Source organism: Paraburkholderia phymatum STM815 (assembly GCF_000020045.1).
In the GTDB taxonomy this organism is placed as follows: Bacteria; Pseudomonadota; Gammaproteobacteria; order Burkholderiales; family Burkholderiaceae; genus Paraburkholderia; species Paraburkholderia phymatum.
Map to the genome: position 1 here is coordinate 69,568 of NC_010622.1, position 15,659 is coordinate 85,226.

Genomic DNA, 15,659 nt, shown 5'->3' on the forward strand with positions numbered 1-15,659 from the left:
AGTGACGTTAGCTTTTCTTGACGCGATAGACCGCAAGACTACCACGCCAGTTCACGCCCCACCGCACCTGCTGGCCGCCATGCAGAACGACGCGATCGAGAATCTCGATGCCCACTTCGGGCGCGAGCGCTTCGAAATCCTTGATGGTCAACACGCGCACGTTCGGCGTGTTGTGCCACTGGTAAGGCAACGACTTCGACACGGGCATGCGTCCCTGCAAAACCGACAGACGATGTGCCCAGTACCCGAAATTTGGGAACGAAACAATGCATTCCTTGCCGACGCGCACCGTCTCCCGCAGGATCGCTGCCGTCTGGTGAATGGTCTGCAGCGTTTGAGAGAGGATTGCAAAATCGAAGCTGCCGTCTTCGAACAGGCGCAAACCGTCTTCCAGATTCTGCTGGATCACGTTGATGCCGTTCTTCGTCGACGCGAGCACGCCGGCGTCGTTGATCTCGATGCCGTAGCCCGACACTTCGAGTTCTTCTGTCAGCAGCGACAGCAGCGAGCCGTCACCGCAGCCTAGATCGAGCACCGTCGCACGCGGTTCGACCCAGCGGGCGATCGCGCGAAAGTCCGGCCGCGTCGCAAGATAATCGAGAGCGCGCTGGTTCATGCGTTGACCTCCGCAGCAATGCGTTCGTAGTAGGCGCGCATCAGGTTGTGATAGCGTGCGTCGTCGAGAAGGAAGGCGTCGTGGCCGTGCGGCGCGTCAATTTCGCCGTATGTCACCTGGCGCTTGTGATCGAGCAGCGCCTTCACCAGTTCGCGCGAGCGCGCGGGGGCGAAACGCCAGTCGGTCGTGAAGCTCGCGATCAGATATTTCGCCTTCGTATGCGCGAGCGCGGCCGTCAGATCGCCGTCATACGCTTTCGCGGGATCGAAGTAGTCGAGCGCGCGCGTGATGAGCAGATAGGTGTTCGCGTCGAAGTAGTCGGCGAACTTGTCGCCCTGATAACGCAGATACGACTCCACTTCAAACTCGACATCGAAGTTGAAGTTGTACGCTTTCTCTGCACCTTCCGCGCGGCGCAATGCGCGGCCGAACTTCGCGGCCATGTCGTCATCGGACAGATACGTGATGTGGCCGATCATCCGCGCGACGCGCAGCCCGCGCTTCGGCTTCACGCCATGCGCGTAATAGTCGCCGCCGTGGAAGTCGGGGTCCGACAGGATCGACGAACGCGCCACTTCATTGAACGCGATGTTCTGTGCGGACAGCTTGGGCGTCGATGCAACGACGATGCAGTGTTCCAGCCGGTCCGGATACATCATGCTCCACGCAAGCGCCTGCATGCCGCCGAGGCTGCCGCCCATCACGGCAGCGAATTTCTCGATGCCGAACTCGTCGGCGACGCGCGCCTGCGCGTTCACCCAGTCTTCGACAGTCACGACGGGAAAGCTCGCGCCGTACGGACGGCCCGTTGAAGGATCGATGCTCATCGGGCCCGTCGAACCGAAGCACGAACCGAGGTTGTTCACGCCGATGACGAAGAAGCGGTTCGTATCGAGCGGCTTGCCGGGGCCGACCATGTTGTCCCACCAGCCGACGTTTTTCGGATCGTCCGCATAGACGCCCGCGACGTGATGCGACGCATTGAGTGCGTGGCACACGAGCACGGCGTTGCTGCGCGCGGCATTGAGCTTGCCGTACGTTTCCACGACGAGGTCGTAGTTCGCGAGCGAACTGCCGTTCTGCAGGCGCAGCGGCTCCGAAAAATGCATTGTTTGTGGACTGACGATCCCGATCGATTCCATTCATTCCGCCTTCTGACATGGGGCGGCTAAATGGTGTCGGCGATTGCGCGGAAGGACAATGTGCGCGGCTGACGACCTCTTTAGCCGCATTTATAGTGAACCGGGACGATGGATGAATATCATCCGCTGGTTCGCGCGCCCGCAATCGAGTCAGCAAATCGGCGCGTTGTACAAGCTGTGACCGTCATGGACGGTCAAGCGCAGAGTATATCGGAAATTCCGGCGCCGCAGCGGCGAGCGCCCTTACTGAAGGATCAGCCGCAGTTGTGCATCGGCCTGTTCGACGGGCGCGCGCGAGAAGCCGCTGCGCACGAAGCGATGCCAGCGTCCGATGATGTAGCTGAGCAAAAGACTCGCGCGCGCGACGGGGTCGTAGTCGACGGGCAGCGGTATCGTGTCTGATTCGGCGTGGCCGGTTCCTGCTACAGGGGCCGCCTGCCCCGCCTGACGGGATGCGTCCATCAGTCCCAGTCGCAGACACTGTTTGAGCGACGCCTCGACGCGCTCGAGCAACTGGTTGACCCGTTCGGTAAGCCGCTCATGTTCGCCGACGAGCGCTTCGCACGTCAGCACGCGCGTCATGCCCGGATTCTTCGCCGAAAAGTTGAGCAGCGTAAGCGCGATCGCGCGCGCCTGCAGGACGCCATTCGGCTCTTTCGCGATGATCTGGTTGATGAGGCCGAACAGCGTCTGCTCGATGAACTCGATCAGCCCTTCGAACATCTGCGCCTTGCTCGCGAAATGACGGTAGAGCGCCGCCTCCGATACGCCGAGGCGCGCGGCCAGCGCCGCCGTGGTGATCTTTTCGTTCTTCGGCGCCTCCAGCATTGCCGCGAGCGTCTGCAAGATATGCACGCGCCGCTCGCCCGGTTTCAGGCGCGTCGCGCGCGGTGCGGCCGGCTGATCTTCGGTTACGTCGTCATGCTTGCGGATGGGCTGCATGTCTGTCGTCCCTTCTATCCCAGGCCAGATGCGCCATCAGGGGACCGATCGGCCTTCCGGGCGGTTGCCCAGTCTTAGCGATTTTAGCGAACGAATGCGACGGTCGACATAGTGCGGGCGTCCCGTGCCGGGAAGACGCGCACGCGTGCCGTCCGCGCGCACCGTCCGCGGCAGATGACCGACGATCCATACCGTGCGGATGCCGAGCCGCCGATAGTTCTTCAGATGGCTGCGCGTGTCTTCCACGAGCACGGCGTCGGCGAGACGCACATGCGCATCGCGCATCGCGCGGCGCAGCATCGCGTGATCTGGCTTTGCGCGCCACAAGCGGCGGTCGCGCATGTGCTCGATCGCGATCACGCGCTCGAACAGCCGCTCGATGCCGAGCTCCCTCAGCACGTCCATTGCATACACTTCGGGCGCGTTGGTCAGCACGATCTTGCGGCCCGGCAGCGCGTCGACGAGACGTTTCAGCCCGCGCTCGCTGCGCAGCATTGCGCGCAAATCGGGGAACGTGTGCACATATTTAAGGAAGTCATGCGGATCGACGGGATGGTGACGCGTGAGGCCCAGTAGCGCGGCGCCGTAACGCTGCGTGTAGCCGGTGCGCAGACGGTTGGCTTCGTCGCGCTCGACTTGCAGCGTGTCGACGATGTACTGCGTCATCGCGGCATTGATGGCCGGAAAGATGGCGTGCGACGCGTGATGCAGCGTGTTGTCGAGGTCGAACAGCCAGACGGGCGTGCCGGCGTGAATCTGCGGCCGACGGCGCTTCGGACGGGAAGGGCGCATCATGTCGTGAGTTCCGCGCGCCAGGGCTGCGATGCAGACCCCGTGCGAAGCTTTGCGGGAAAGGAGCGGTGTAACAGCGATGACGGCGCAGCGTGCTGCGCGAAAGACGGAAGGCCTGTATGCCTTTTGCGAAGCACGGAGTCCAGCTTGGCGTGCTTCGCGCGATGCGAGAATTTTGACGTTGCCGTGACGCGCCGCGCGCTCAGTGCGAGCGGATCATCGTGCCGAACGGCTGCTCCGTCAGGATTTCGAGCAGCACCGAATGTTCGATGCGGCCGTCGATGATGTGCACCGAACGCACGCCGCTCTTCGCGGCGTCGAGCGCCGACGAGATCTTCGGCAGCATGCCGCCCGAGATCGTCCCGTCCGCGAACAGCGCGTCGATTTCGCGCGCCGACAGGTCGGTCAGCAGCGTGCCTTCCTTGTCCATCACGCCGGGGATGTTGGTCATCATCACGAGTTTCTCGGCGTTCAGCACGACGGCCAGCTTGCCCGCGACAAGGTCGGCGTTGATGTTGTACGACAGACCGTCTTCACCGAAGCCGATCGGCGAGATGACGGGAATGAACGCGTCGTCCTGCAGGGCCTTCACGACGGCCGGGTTGATCGCCTCGACTTCGCCAACCTGGCCGATGTCGATGTACTGGCCCGGATTGTCGCGGTCCGGCATCAACAGCTTGCGCGCGTGGATCAGGCCGCCGTCCTTGCCTGTCAGACCGACCGCATGGCCGCCGAAGTGGTTGATCAGCGTGACGATGTCCTGCTGCACTTCGCCACCCAGCACCCATTCGACGACTTCCATCGTCTCTTCGTCCGTGACGCGCATGCCCTGGATGAAGGTGCCCTGCTTGCCGATCTTTTTCAACGCCTGATCGATCTGCGGACCGCCGCCGTGCACGATCACCGGGTTGATGCCGACCAGTTTCAGCAGGATGACGTCGCGCGCGAAGCCCTGCTTCAGGCGTTCTTCCGTCATCGCATTGCCGCCATATTTGATAACGACGGTCTTGCCGTGGTACTGGCGAATATAGGGCAGAGCCTCGGCGAGGATTTCAGCCTTCAGCGTGGGGGCGATCTGGGACAGGTCGGGAGACTCGGACATGGCGGCGGCTCGGACACGGAAACGGTGAAAACACGCCGGATTGTACACAACTGGCGCGGTGCAATAGTGAATTCAGCGTGTGCCGTCGCGACCAGTCAGGCCGTTTTTCCGCGCTGCGGAATAGCCTGCTTTTCCGTCGACGGGCACCCGCCCGAGAATCAACTGCGCGCCGTCAGCGCGGCGCGGCGAAAAGCTTGGGCCGCCGTGACGCGAGTAAGTTCTCGCACGCCCGGAAAGCCGGGCTGTGCCGACACGCCGGAGGGGGGCCGGCGGACAGCGGGCAGGCATTTTGCTGAACCGCCGGACGTGGCATCATGTTCGAATCATCTGACCGGTTTCATCCCGCTGTCATGAATCCGTCCCCGTCTGAATCGCTTGAAACTTCCGTTACGTCGAGCGTGCGATGCCCGCTCTGCCGCCGCGTGTTCGATTGCGGCGCGCGCGGCGACCGTTCGGCCTGCTGGTGTGCTTCGATGCCGGCATTGCCCGCCGAAGCGCTGGAGCCCGGCACCGGCTGTCTATGTCCCGAATGTCTTGCTGGGGTGATTGCGCGCTCGCGTGCGGAAGAAGGCGGCCCGGCACAGGGTTGACGCGCACCGCCCGGTGTGTCGCGCTGAAGCCCAGCGGCTACGGGCGACGCGAATCCGCCAGTGCGGCGAGATCGCGTGTCAGTTTGTCGAACACCGGCTCCCACTGCGCGAACTGCGCTTGCCGGTACAAGGTTGCACTGGGATACCACGGGCTGTCGGCGCGATCGAGCAGCCAGACCCAATGCGGATTGACATCGAGCAGCACCCACGTGCGCTGCCCCAGCGCGCCGCTCAAGTGGGCGACCGACGTGCACACGGTAATCACCAGATCGAGCGCGCTGACGTACGCGGCGGTGTCGTCGAAGGTCTTGAACGCTGCCGTGTGATCGGCGATATCGAGCCCGGCTGTACGCGCCGCCGCCACTTCGGCTCCGGCGCCCGGCTGCAGCGAATAGAACGCAGCGTTGTCGAGTTCGCGAAAGTAATCGACGTAGCGTTCCAGCCCGACGCGCCGGTACGGGTTGCGTTGATGTCCGTGGCTGCCCGTCCAGACGAGTCCGACCTTGAGGCGCTTCTCTCCGGCGAGTTGCTCGCGCCATGCGTCCACGCGTTGCGGATCCGCTCGCAAATAGGGAACAGTGGACGGGATCGTTTCTTCCCGCGTATCGAACAGCAAAGGCAGCGACAGCAGCGAGATTTCATAGTCGAATTTCGGCAAGCTTTCGACGCTGCCACCGAGGGTGAACTCATCGGCATATTGCGCAAGCGTGCGTGCGAGCAGCGGGCCCATCTGCGGGAACGAATTCCATGCGAGCCGACCGCCCTGGCGATGCACACGCTCGGCCAGCAACGGAACGTAGCGGCAGAACTGCAGCAGGTCGCCCATACCCTGCTCGCCCCAGAGCAGCAGCGTCTTGCCGGCGAGCGATTCACCGCACCACTTCGGCCCTGGCATGACGGGACGCTTGCCCGCCAGTTCCTTTGATCCGTCCCAACGAGCCTCATGTTCGAGCCAGCCGTCCGCGTAGTTGCCGCGCAGCAGGTGCAGCATGCTGAGATTGGACATGAACGAAGCATTGCTGGGCGCAGCCCGATGTGCCGCGGATGTGAAGCGTTCGGCGTCTTCCCATTGCTGCGCTTCACGCAATGTCTGTCCGTGATTGCCGAGCGCGACGGGAGTGTCGGGCTGAAGCAGAATCGCGCGCTGCTCGGCCTCGAGGGCGCCGTCGAGGTCGAAGCCCGCAAGACGCGATTTGGCGAGATTGATCCACGCGTTCGCGTCGTCGGGGCTCCGTTCGATCGCGGCGGTCAGCAAGACAGCCACTTCCGGTGAAGCAGGATTCGCCGACATCAACGCGGCAGCAAGATTGTTACGCAGGCTTGGCAGATCGGGATCGATGGCGAGCGCCTCGCGGTAGGGCGCGATGGCGTCGCTGTGCCGGTTCATCAGTTGCAGGGTGAGCCCGAGTTGAAAGTGCGTTTTGGGATCGCGCGGAGCGAGTGCCGCACAAGCCCGGGCGATCGCTTCTGCTTCGACGGCGTGTTGCCCGGTCAGCAGTTGCAGGTTCAGTTCGGCGAGAGAACCGGCATCCATCGGGAACAGATGCGCAGCGGCCCGAAGCCAGATGTCACGTGCAGCGCCGTCGTTCTGGTCTTGCGCTGCGACAGCGTGACGCAGAAAGGTCTGGAAGGAATCCAAAAGAACTTGATGTGGATCAAGTGATGTGTTGAGCATTGGGCGTAAAGAGTGGCGGGCGTATGTTAAGCGGTAAAGAACACTATAGTTCCGAACATTCGCTAGATGAATCAGACTGCTCTCAACGGATAAACTTGCAGGATGCACCGCATAACCATCACTGGCCGGGTCAACCTCGGGCATCTCTTCTGGCTACGCAGTCTTGCCATCATCGGGCAGCTCGTGACCATTGCGTTCGTCCAGATCTTTGTCGGCGTGAAGCTGCCGTTGCCGGCGATGCTCCTTATCATCGGTCTGGAAGTGATCTTCAACGGGCTGACGTGGCTGCGCGTCGCGAGCCAGAAGCCCGAGTCGAATCTCGAACTGTTCGGGCAGCTGTGGGTCGATCTCGGCGCGTTGTCGGCGTTGCTGTTCCTGTCGGGCGGCACGACCAACCCGTTCGTTTCGTTGTACCTGCCGTCGCTGGCCATTGCGGCCGCCGTGCTGCCGTGGCGTCTGATGGCGTGGCTCGCGGCCTTCGCGGTGGCCTGCTACGCGGTGCTCGGCTTCGAGTCGGTGCCGCTCAATCTCGACAATCCTGCGAACCTGTTCGACTACTACCGCGCCGGCATGTGGGTGAACTTCATGGTCAGCGTCGGCCTGATCGCTTGGTTCGTGGCACGCATGTCGCGGGCGCTGCGTCAGCGCGACACTGCGCTCGGCGACGCGCAGCAGCGCCTGTTGCGCGACGAGCGCGCCGTGGCGCTGGGCGTGCAGGCCGCGACGGTCGCGCATGAGATCGGCACGCCTTTGTCGACGATCGCGATGCTCACGGAAGAGCTGCGCGACGCCGCGCGCAGCGACGAGGGCCTCAAGCCCTACGCCGCCGACCTGGACATACTCGACCAGCAGATGACGCTGTGCACCTCGGCGCTTGCGCGCCTGCGCAGCCGGGCTTCGACGCAAGGCAGCAGGCAGCGCGTGGACGAATGGCTCGACTCGTTCGCCGGCCAGTGGCGCCTGCGGCATCCTCATGTGAAGTTCGAGCGGCTCGGCGAGCCGCCCGCCGAAGTCAGCCTCGATGATACCGTCGCGGTCAGCCAGATCCTCACGATCCTGCTGGACAACGCCGCGCGCGCGAGCCGCGATCATGTAACGCTGGCGGCGAAGCTCGTCGAGCCGGCATCCATCGAATTCGAAGTCTGCGACGCCGGCCCGGGCGTGCCGGCCACGCTGCGCGGGCTTTTGGGCGCGGCACCCGTCGACAGCACGCAGGGCGGACACGGCGTCGGGTTGTATCTGGCGTTTTCGGCGGCGGCACGGCTCGGCGGGTCGATCGAGCTCACCGATGTCAACGAAACCAAGCCGCGCGGCACGCGCGCGGTGTTGCGGTTGCCTCTGGCCCGCGAGCAAACGGACGCGGGCCGGCACGGCGCCGCGTCGTCCAACACGGAGAAACAAGCATGAGCGACAAGAATTTCCTGGTCATCGACGACGACGAAGTGTTCTCCGGCATCCTTGCGCGCGGCCTCACGCGTCGCGGCTTTACGGTATCGGAGGCACATAACGCCGACGAAGCGATTCGCCTCGCGAACCAGCAGAAGTTCGGGCAGATCACCGTCGATCTGCATCTGGGCAACGACTCCGGTCTGAATCTCGTCGCACCGCTGCGCGACCTGCAACCGGACGCGCGGATGCTCGTCCTGACCGGGTACGCGAGCATCGCCACGGCCGTCCAGGCGGTGAAGGACGGCGCGGACAATTATCTGGCGAAGCCCGCGAATGTCGAAACGATTCTGTCCGCGTTGCAAACCGAAGCGAGCGCATTGCAGGCCGAGGAAGCGATCGAGAATCCGACGCCCTTGTCAGTGGCGCGGCTCGAATGGGAGCACATTCAGCGCGTGCTTGCGGAGAACGGCGGCAATATCTCGGCGACGGCGCGCGCGCTGAACATGCATCGGCGCACGTTGCAGCGCAAGCTGGCTAAGCGGCCCGTGAAGCAGTAGCCCGGCCGTCGCACATGGCGCATGAAGAAGGGCGGCGCTCCTCGCGGAGCGCCGCCCTCTTGTTTGGCCGGCCCGGCTCGCGTTACAGCACGTAGCGCGACAAATCCTCGTCTTGCGCGACGTCGTTCAGCGCACGGTCCACATACGCCGCGTCGATCAGGACGCTCTTGCCGGTGTGGTTGCCTGCCGAGAACGACACTTCTTCGAGCAACTTTTCGATCACCGTATAGAGGCGGCGCGCGCCGATGTTTTCCGTCTTCTCGTTCACCGAAAACGCGATTTCCGCGAGGCGACGGATACCGTCATCGGCGAATTCGAGGTGCACGTCTTCCGTTGCAAGCAGCGCCTGATATTGCTTGACGAGGCTGGCGTCGGTGGCGACGAGAATCGATTCGAAGTCCTTCACCGACAGCGAATCGAGTTCGACGCGAATCGGGAAGCGCCCTTGCAACTCGGGAATCAGATCGCTCGGCTTCGCCAGATGGAAGGCGCCGCTCGCGATGAACAGGATGTGGTCGGTCTTCACCATCCCATACTTCGTGTTGATCGTCGTGCCCTCGACGAGCGGCAGCAGGTCGCGCTGCACGCCCTGGCGCGACACCTCGCCGCCGCCTGCTTCGCTACGCGACGCGATCTTGTCGATTTCATCCAGAAACACGATGCCGTTCTGTTCGACGTTCTGCACGGCCTTCGTCTTGACCTCTTCGTCGTTCAGCATCTTCGAGGCTTCTTCGTCGGTGAGGAGCTTGAGCGCTTCCTTCACCTTGACCTTGCGGCGCGTCTTCTTGCCGCCGCCCAGGTTCGCGAACATCGAACGGATCTGCTCGGTCATGTCTTCCATGCCCGGGGGGCCCATGATGTCCATCGCGGGCGCCTGCATTTCGATGTCGAGCTCGATCTCTTTGTCGTCGAGCGCACCTTCGCGCAGCCGTTTGCGGAATGTCTGACGCGTGGTGTTCGATTCGTCGCCGCTCGCTTCGCTGGTGCCCGAGCCGAAGCCAACTGTGCGTGCGCCGGGCAGCAGAATATCGAGGATGCGGTCTTCTGCGAGGTCTTCGGCCTTCGTGCGCATCTTGCGCATTTCGGTTTCGCGCGTCTGCTTGACGGAGATCTCGATCAGATCGCGCACGATGCTGTCCACATCGCGGCCCACGTATCCGACTTCGGTGAACTTGGTCGCCTCGATCTTGATGAACGGCGCGTCGGCGAGCTTGGCGAGACGCCGTGCGATTTCCGTCTTGCCGACGCCCGTCGGCCCGATCATCAGAATGTTTTTCGGCGTGATTTCCTGACGCAGCGGCTCGTCGACCTGCTGACGCCGCCAGCGATTGCGCAGCGCGACGGCGACGGCCTTCTTCGCGCGATTCTGGCCGATGATGTGCTTGTCGAGTTCCGAGACGATCTCGGCGGGAGTCATGGTGCTCATCGTGTGTCCTTACTCGATCGTCTCGATGACGCGATTGTGGTTCGTGTAGATACACATGTCGCCGGCAATCTCCAGCGACTTTTCGACGATCTCGCGCGGGGAAAGATCCGTGTTGTCGGCGAGCGCCTTGGCAGCCGCCTGCGCGTATGCGCCGCCTGAGCCGATCGCGCAGATGCCGCCTTCGGGATCGAGCACGTCGCCGTTGCCCGTGATGACCAGCGTGGTGGTCGCGTCCGCCGTGATCAGCATCGCCTCGAGACGGCGCAGCATGCGGTCGGTGCGCCAGTCTTTTGCGAGTTCGACCGCGGCGCGCGTGAGATTGCCCTGATGTTTTTCGAGCTTGGCTTCGAAGCGGTCGAGCAGCGAGAACGCGTCGGCCGTTCCGCCAGCGAAGCCGACCAGCACTTTGTTGTTGTAGATGCGCCGGACCTTCTTCGCGCCGCCTTTCATCACGATGTTGCCAAGCGTGACCTGGCCGTCGCCGCCAAGCGCGACCTTGTCGCCGCGGCGCACGGAGACGATCGTCGTGCCGTGAAATTGCTCCATATGCGTTCCTTTTGTAAAGCAAGGGAGGACGCGGAAGCGCCAATGCGCAACCACGGAATCCGAGAGCGGACAGCGCGCGATGCCCGTGCCGCGCGCGTGTGCAACGCATGTCGGGATTATTTTAGGGCGGGCGCGGAGTTATCAAGAGCGGAACTGGAAGGAGCGCGAGAAAAGGCGCAGACGGGTAGCGCGCGGGGAGTCGGCGGTAAAACATGCTGACGGTCCGGTGCGTGCCCGGTCATATGCATTTCGCATTTACCGGTGGCGCGGCGAAATATCCGGCCTGAAAAGAAAAAAGAGGCGCACGAATCACCGTGCGCCTCTGACGAAGCGTATCTGGGGCGCGGACCCCGAAAACCGCGCCGCCCGTCGATCAGTCGCCGAACAGCTTCTGGCGCAGTTCGCGGCGTTCCTGGGCTTCGAGCGACAGGGTTGCGGTCGGACGCGCGAGCAGGCGAGGAATGCCGATCGGCTCACCCGTTTCTTCGCACCAGCCGTACTCGCCCGATTCGATGCGCGCGATGGACTGCTGCACCTTCTTCAGCAGCTTGCGTTCGCGGTCGCGCGTGCGCAGTTCCAGCGCATGCTCTTCCTCGATCGTCGCGCGGTCGGCCGGGTCCGGCACGATCACGGTTTCGCGGAGGTTCTCGGTCGTCTGGCCGGCATTGCGGAGGATGTCCGCCTGCAGCTGTTCGAGCCGGTTCTTGAAGAAAGCGAGCTGATCCTCATTCATGTAATCCTTGTCGCTCATCTTCAGGATTTCGGCTTCGGTCAAGAGTCGTTTCGTCGTCATCTGGCTTGCTTCTTCAATGTGAGGCAAATCATTGCCCGCACTTTCGTGTTGCCCGCAAAGGCGCCTCGATGACGCTCAAATGAGCGCCGGCGAACACGGACGGTGGGCTGTCGTGACGCCGAAGCGCCGTTGCGGGGCCGAACTCCTCTGGAAACCGATCTTCAAATGCTCCTGAGGCAATGCTTCCCGGCAGCGCGTTATGAGCCGGACAGTGCAGGCCGGCTATCGGCGTTGTCCCCGGATGAGATTTTCCGGCGCCGTTTTCGGCCCGGCACGGCTGCAACGCGACTACGCGCTTTTAACCGGGCAAATTCGTTCTCTTTCTCCAGCGGGGCCGTATTGTAACTGAATCACAATACGAATCAGCAAGGGAGGGAAATCCCTGCCGCAAACTCCACTTATCGTGAAAATATAACGCGCTGCTCAATAAAAAGCGATGGTCGGACACGTATTCTCACAACAGGGTTTTCACGTGCTTTGACCGCAAACGGACTGTTTAATTGCCGCGTTTGTGCTTTTGAGCTCTTTTTTGCCTTTCCAAAGCGCCCAAATGGCTGCCCGGGCAGCGCGCCGGAGCGCCCGCCCGCAACTTCCACGAATGAACAGATAACGAATCAGACGAGGCAGGCTTCAAGACCGTCAGTAATCAGGTCTTGCGGCAGTTCGATGCCGATGAACACCATCTTGTTCGTCTTTTTCTCGATGGGTTGCCACTTGGCGGCGAGGTCGCTGCCCATCATCTGGTGCACGCCCTGGAAGACGACCTTGCGATCGACGCCCTTCATGTACAGCACGCCCTTGTAGCGCAGCAGACGCTCGCCATAGATCTGCAGAATGCCGCCGAGGAAGTCTTCGAGCTTGTTCGGATCGAACGGTCGGTCGCTGCGGAAAACGAACGACTTGATCTTGTCGTCGTGGTGCGCGTGATGATGGCCGTGATCGTGGCCTTCGTGATCGCACTGGCCGTGATCGTGATTGCAGTTTGCGTGATCGTGGTCGTGATCGTGATCGTGGTGGTGATGTGCGTGATCGTGCTCGTCTTCGGCGAGGAAGTCCGGGTCGATTTCCAGTTTCGCGTTAAGGTTGAAGCCGCGCAGATCGAAGATTTCCTTGATGTCCGCTTCGCCGAAATTGACGACGCGAATCTGCGCTTTCGGGTTCATGTGCAGCAGACGGTGGCGCAAGTCGCCGAGCACCGCTTCGTCCACGAGATCGGACTTCGTGATGAACAGACGGTCCGCAAAGCCGACCTGGCGCTGCACGACTTCGTGCTCGTCCAGCTGGTGGTTGCCGTGTTTTGCGTCGACGAGCGTGATGATCGCGTCGAGCAGGAATTCGTCGGCGATCTGGTTATCCATGAAGAAGGTCTGCGCAACGGGGCCGGGGTTGGCCAAGCCCGTCGTTTCGATCACGACGCGGTCGAAATCGAGCTTGCCTTCCTGCTTTTGCGCCGCGAGGTCGCCGAGCACGCGTGCAAGGTCGCCGCGGATCGTACAGCAGATGCAGCCGTTGCTCATCTGGATGATCTGCTCGCCCGTGTCTTGTACGAGGATGTCGTTGTCGATGTTCTCTTCGCCGAACTCGTTTTCGATCACGGCGATCTTCATGCCGTGCTTCTCGTTCAGGATGCGCTTGAGCAGCGTGGTTTTGCCGCTGCCGAGAAAGCCGGTCAGGATAGTGACGGGAATCATGTTGTTCGCCATGTGGAGTCGCCTTGTGTTCGTCGATATGGGGTGCGAACCGCGCGCTGCGCGCAGGGTCCTGACCGCAGGAATTCAGAAGAATATTGAAGCATAACTGTGCGGACGCCGCTGCCGGCCAGTCAATGCCCTGCCGATGCCAGGGAAATAACGCCTAACTATGGGCGTTCACGCGATTTGCAACAATAGGCCTTTCAGATATTCGCCTTCGGGGAACGCCGTCAGCAGCGGGTGATCGACGCCTGCGCCGAGCCGCCTGAGAATGCGCGCATCGACCCGTGCGTCGGCGGCCGCGCCGGCGACGATCTTCTGGAACAGTTCAGCATCGATCGCGCCGGAGCACGAGTACGTGAAGAGCAGGCCGCCCGGCCGCAGCAGCTTGAGGCCCGTGAGATTGATGTCCTTGTAGGCACGCGCCGCGCGGTCCACGTGCTCGCGCGACGGCGCGAACTTCGGCGGATCGAGCACGATCAGGTCGAAGCGCTCGCCTTCTTCGTACAGGCGCCGCAGGGTCTTGAACGCGTCGGCGTCGAGCCATGTCGCACGCGCCGGTTCGAAGCCGTTGGCCGTGACGTTCTGCTGCGCCAGCGCCAGCGCCTCACCCGATGAATCGATCGACACCACGCGCCTCGCGCCGCCCTTGAGCGCTGCGAGCGAGAAGCCGCCCGTGTAGCAGAAGCAATTCAGCACGTCGCGGTCTTTCGACAGCTCTTGCACCAGCGCACGGTTATCGCGCTGGTCAACGTAGAAGCCCGTCTTGTGGCCGTCGCGCACGTCGACGTGATAGCGCACCCCGTTTTCGCTCGCGATCAGCGTTTCGGGCGGCGCATCGCCGGCGAGCACGCCGACCGTCTGGTCAAGCCCTTCCTTTTCGCGGATCGACACGTCCGAGCGTTCATAGACGTTCGGGCAACCCGTCGCACCCATCAGCGCCTGAACGATTGCGTCTTTCCATGCCTCGACGCCCGCTGCCATGAACTGGCAGACGAGCTGGCCGCGCTTCGTCGCGTCGTCCTGGATGTAGTAATCGACGATCAGTCCTGGCAGACCATCGGCCTCGCCAAAGATCAGACGCGTCGCGCCCGTGTTGTGCACCATCGTCTGGCGATGCTCAAGCGCGCGCTGCACGCGGCGCTTGAAGAATGCGTGATCGACGGGCTCGCTTTCGTCGAAGCTCCAGACGCGCGCGCGGATCTGCGAGTGCGGGCTGTATGCGGCGCGTGCGAGAAAGCGGCCGTCGTGCGCGCGCACCAGCACAGTGGCGCCCGCGGCCGGCTTGCCGTCGACGCGTTCGATCGCGTTCGCGTAGACCCACGGATGGCGGCGCAGCAGCGATTTCTCTTTCGACGGTTTGAGCGTAACGGTATTCATGACTTCGTGAGGATTTCAGCAGAACAATGTGCCGCCCGAGCGGCAAAGCAGAATTGACCGGCCGCCCGAAAAACGTCGGGCAGCGTCAGTCGCGTTTTTTGGCGCGCGGATGCGCCTGATCGTAGATCCGCGCGAGGTGCTGGAAATCGAGGCCGGTGTAGACCTGGGTTGCGGCGATGCTCGCGTGGCCGAGCAGCTCCTGCACTGCGCGAAGGTCGCCGCTCGATTGCAGCACGTGCGTCGCGAACGAATGGCGCAGCACATGCGGATGAACGTTCGCGGGAATGCCCGCCGTGAGCGCCGCGCGCTTCACGCGGTCGCGGACCACGTTCGGCGACATCCGGTTGCCGCGCACCGACACGAACAGCGGATGCGGGTCGTGCTTCACCAGTTCACCGCGCACGGCGAGCCAGGCGCGCAAGGCTTCGAGCGCCTTGCTGCCGACGGGCACCACGCGCCGCCGGTTGCCTTTGCCGAGCACTTCGACTTCGGCGTCGTCGAGCTTCAGCCAGCCTTGCGACCGATAACCGTCGGCATCGGCGTACTGCGCGTCGAGGCCGACCAGCTCGGACAAGCGCAGGCCCGACGAGTAGAACAGTTCGAGCATCGCATGATCGCGCAGCCCTTCAGCCGTGGCCGTCGCGGGTGTTTCCATCAGCTTGTGCGTGTCGTCGACGGACAGCGCTTTCGGCAGCGTCTTCGCGCGTTTCGGTGCGCGCACCGTCGCGACGGGGTTCGCGGGCAGGTCGACGCGCCCGGCCAGCCAGCGGTAAAACGCGCGCCACGCCGACAGCCGATGCCCGATGGAGCGCGCCGACAGTCCGCCCGCATGCGCGCGCGCGACGGCGCCGCGGATGTCCGTAGCCGTGAGGCTTTCGAGCGGGCGCCCGTTCGCGAGGGTTTTCAGCTCGCCGAGTTCGTGCGTGTAAGCGCGCAGCGTATGCGCCGACAACCGCCGTTCGTGCTCGAGGCTCGACAGATAGGTGGCGATCGGGTCGGCGGATGTCACGTGAAGGCG

The 15,659-nt window shown here is 63.0% G+C and carries 15 protein-coding genes; 3 read left to right on the top strand and 12 right to left on the bottom strand.

The window, feature by feature from the left end:
* Positions 1–7: 7 nt before the first annotated feature.
* From metW to argB, 5 genes are all read right to left on the bottom strand, one after another.
* Positions 8–616, bottom strand: a complete 609-nt coding sequence (metW, locus tag BPHY_RS00300) for a methionine biosynthesis protein MetW (RefSeq protein WP_012399485.1) — start codon at positions 614–616, stop codon at positions 8–10.
* A complete protein-coding gene (gene metX / locus BPHY_RS00305; protein ID WP_012399486.1) occupies positions 613–1,758 on the bottom strand; it encodes a homoserine O-succinyltransferase MetX in 1,146 nt (381 codons plus the stop codon). Before metX ends, metW begins: the two co-directional genes overlap by 4 nt.
* A 243-nt stretch (positions 1,759–2,001) precedes the next feature.
* The gene (slmA, locus tag BPHY_RS00310; protein ID WP_012399487.1) at positions 2,002–2,700 is read right to left on the bottom strand and encodes a nucleoid occlusion factor SlmA; all 699 of its coding nucleotides are present in this window, start codon (positions 2,698–2,700) and stop codon (positions 2,002–2,004) included.
* A 36-nt stretch (positions 2,701–2,736) separates the two neighbouring features.
* Positions 2,737–3,495 (bottom strand): pyrimidine 5'-nucleotidase, encoded by a 759-nt coding sequence (locus tag BPHY_RS00315; RefSeq protein ID WP_012399488.1) that lies wholly within the window; start codon positions 3,493–3,495, stop codon positions 2,737–2,739.
* A gap of 199 nt (positions 3,496–3,694) precedes the next feature.
* Positions 3,695–4,594, bottom strand: coding sequence for an acetylglutamate kinase (gene argB, locus BPHY_RS00320; RefSeq protein WP_012399489.1), 900 nt, complete (start codon positions 4,592–4,594; stop codon positions 3,695–3,697).
* A 350-nt stretch (positions 4,595–4,944) separates the two neighbouring features.
* Here argB and BPHY_RS39190 point away from each other — a divergent pair, with 350 nt between their 5' ends.
* Positions 4,945–5,184, top strand: coding sequence for a cysteine-rich CWC family protein (locus tag BPHY_RS39190; protein WP_244257556.1), 240 nt, complete (start codon positions 4,945–4,947; stop codon positions 5,182–5,184).
* Between the two features lie 37 nt (positions 5,185–5,221).
* Here BPHY_RS39190 and BPHY_RS00325 read toward each other — a convergent pair whose 3' ends face one another.
* On the bottom strand, positions 5,222–6,859 hold the full coding sequence (locus tag BPHY_RS00325; RefSeq protein WP_012399491.1) for a tetratricopeptide repeat protein: 1,638 nt from the start codon (positions 6,857–6,859) through the stop codon (positions 5,222–5,224).
* 102 nt (positions 6,860–6,961) lie between these two features.
* On the opposite strand from BPHY_RS00325, the gene BPHY_RS00330 reads away from it, so the two are divergent.
* Positions 6,962–8,266 carry an ATP-binding protein gene (locus BPHY_RS00330; protein ID WP_012399492.1) on the top strand — a complete coding sequence of 435 codons (1,305 nt, stop codon included), beginning with the start codon at positions 6,962–6,964 and terminating at the stop codon, positions 8,264–8,266.
* The gene (locus BPHY_RS00335) at positions 8,263–8,805 is read left to right on the top strand and encodes a response regulator transcription factor (protein ID WP_012399493.1); all 543 of its coding nucleotides are present in this window, start codon (positions 8,263–8,265) and stop codon (positions 8,803–8,805) included. Before BPHY_RS00330 ends, BPHY_RS00335 begins: the two co-directional genes overlap by 4 nt.
* 82 nt (positions 8,806–8,887) lie before the next feature.
* Here the strand turns inward: BPHY_RS00335 and hslU are convergent, their stop codons facing one another.
* The 6 genes from hslU to xerC all read right to left on the bottom strand — a co-directional run bounded on the left by hslU (position 8,888) and on the right by xerC (position 15,650).
* Positions 8,888–10,231 (bottom strand): ATP-dependent protease ATPase subunit HslU, encoded by a 1,344-nt coding sequence (gene hslU / locus BPHY_RS00340; RefSeq protein WP_012399494.1) that lies wholly within the window; start codon positions 10,229–10,231, stop codon positions 8,888–8,890.
* A 9-nt stretch (positions 10,232–10,240) separates the two neighbouring features.
* A complete protein-coding gene (hslV, locus tag BPHY_RS00345) occupies positions 10,241–10,777 on the bottom strand; it encodes an ATP-dependent protease subunit HslV (protein WP_012399495.1) in 537 nt (178 codons plus the stop codon).
* Positions 10,778–11,150: 373 nt separating this feature from the next.
* Positions 11,151–11,570, bottom strand: coding sequence for an RNA polymerase-binding protein DksA (dksA, locus tag BPHY_RS00350; RefSeq protein ID WP_012399496.1), 420 nt, complete (start codon positions 11,568–11,570; stop codon positions 11,151–11,153).
* Between the two features lie 614 nt (positions 11,571–12,184).
* Entirely contained in the window at positions 12,185–13,261 is a 1,077-nt protein-coding gene (locus BPHY_RS00355) for a CobW family GTP-binding protein (protein ID WP_176061868.1), read from the bottom strand.
* A gap of 177 nt (positions 13,262–13,438) precedes the next feature.
* Positions 13,439–14,641: a class I SAM-dependent rRNA methyltransferase gene (locus tag BPHY_RS00360; protein WP_012399498.1), complete on the bottom strand. Its 1,203-nt coding sequence runs from the start codon at positions 14,639–14,641 to the stop codon at positions 13,439–13,441.
* Positions 14,642–14,726: 85 nt separating this feature from the next.
* Complete coding sequence (gene xerC, locus BPHY_RS00365) at positions 14,727–15,650, bottom strand: tyrosine recombinase XerC (protein WP_012399499.1); 924 nt, start codon at positions 15,648–15,650, stop codon at positions 14,727–14,729.
* Between the last annotated feature and the right edge of the window lie 9 nt (positions 15,651–15,659).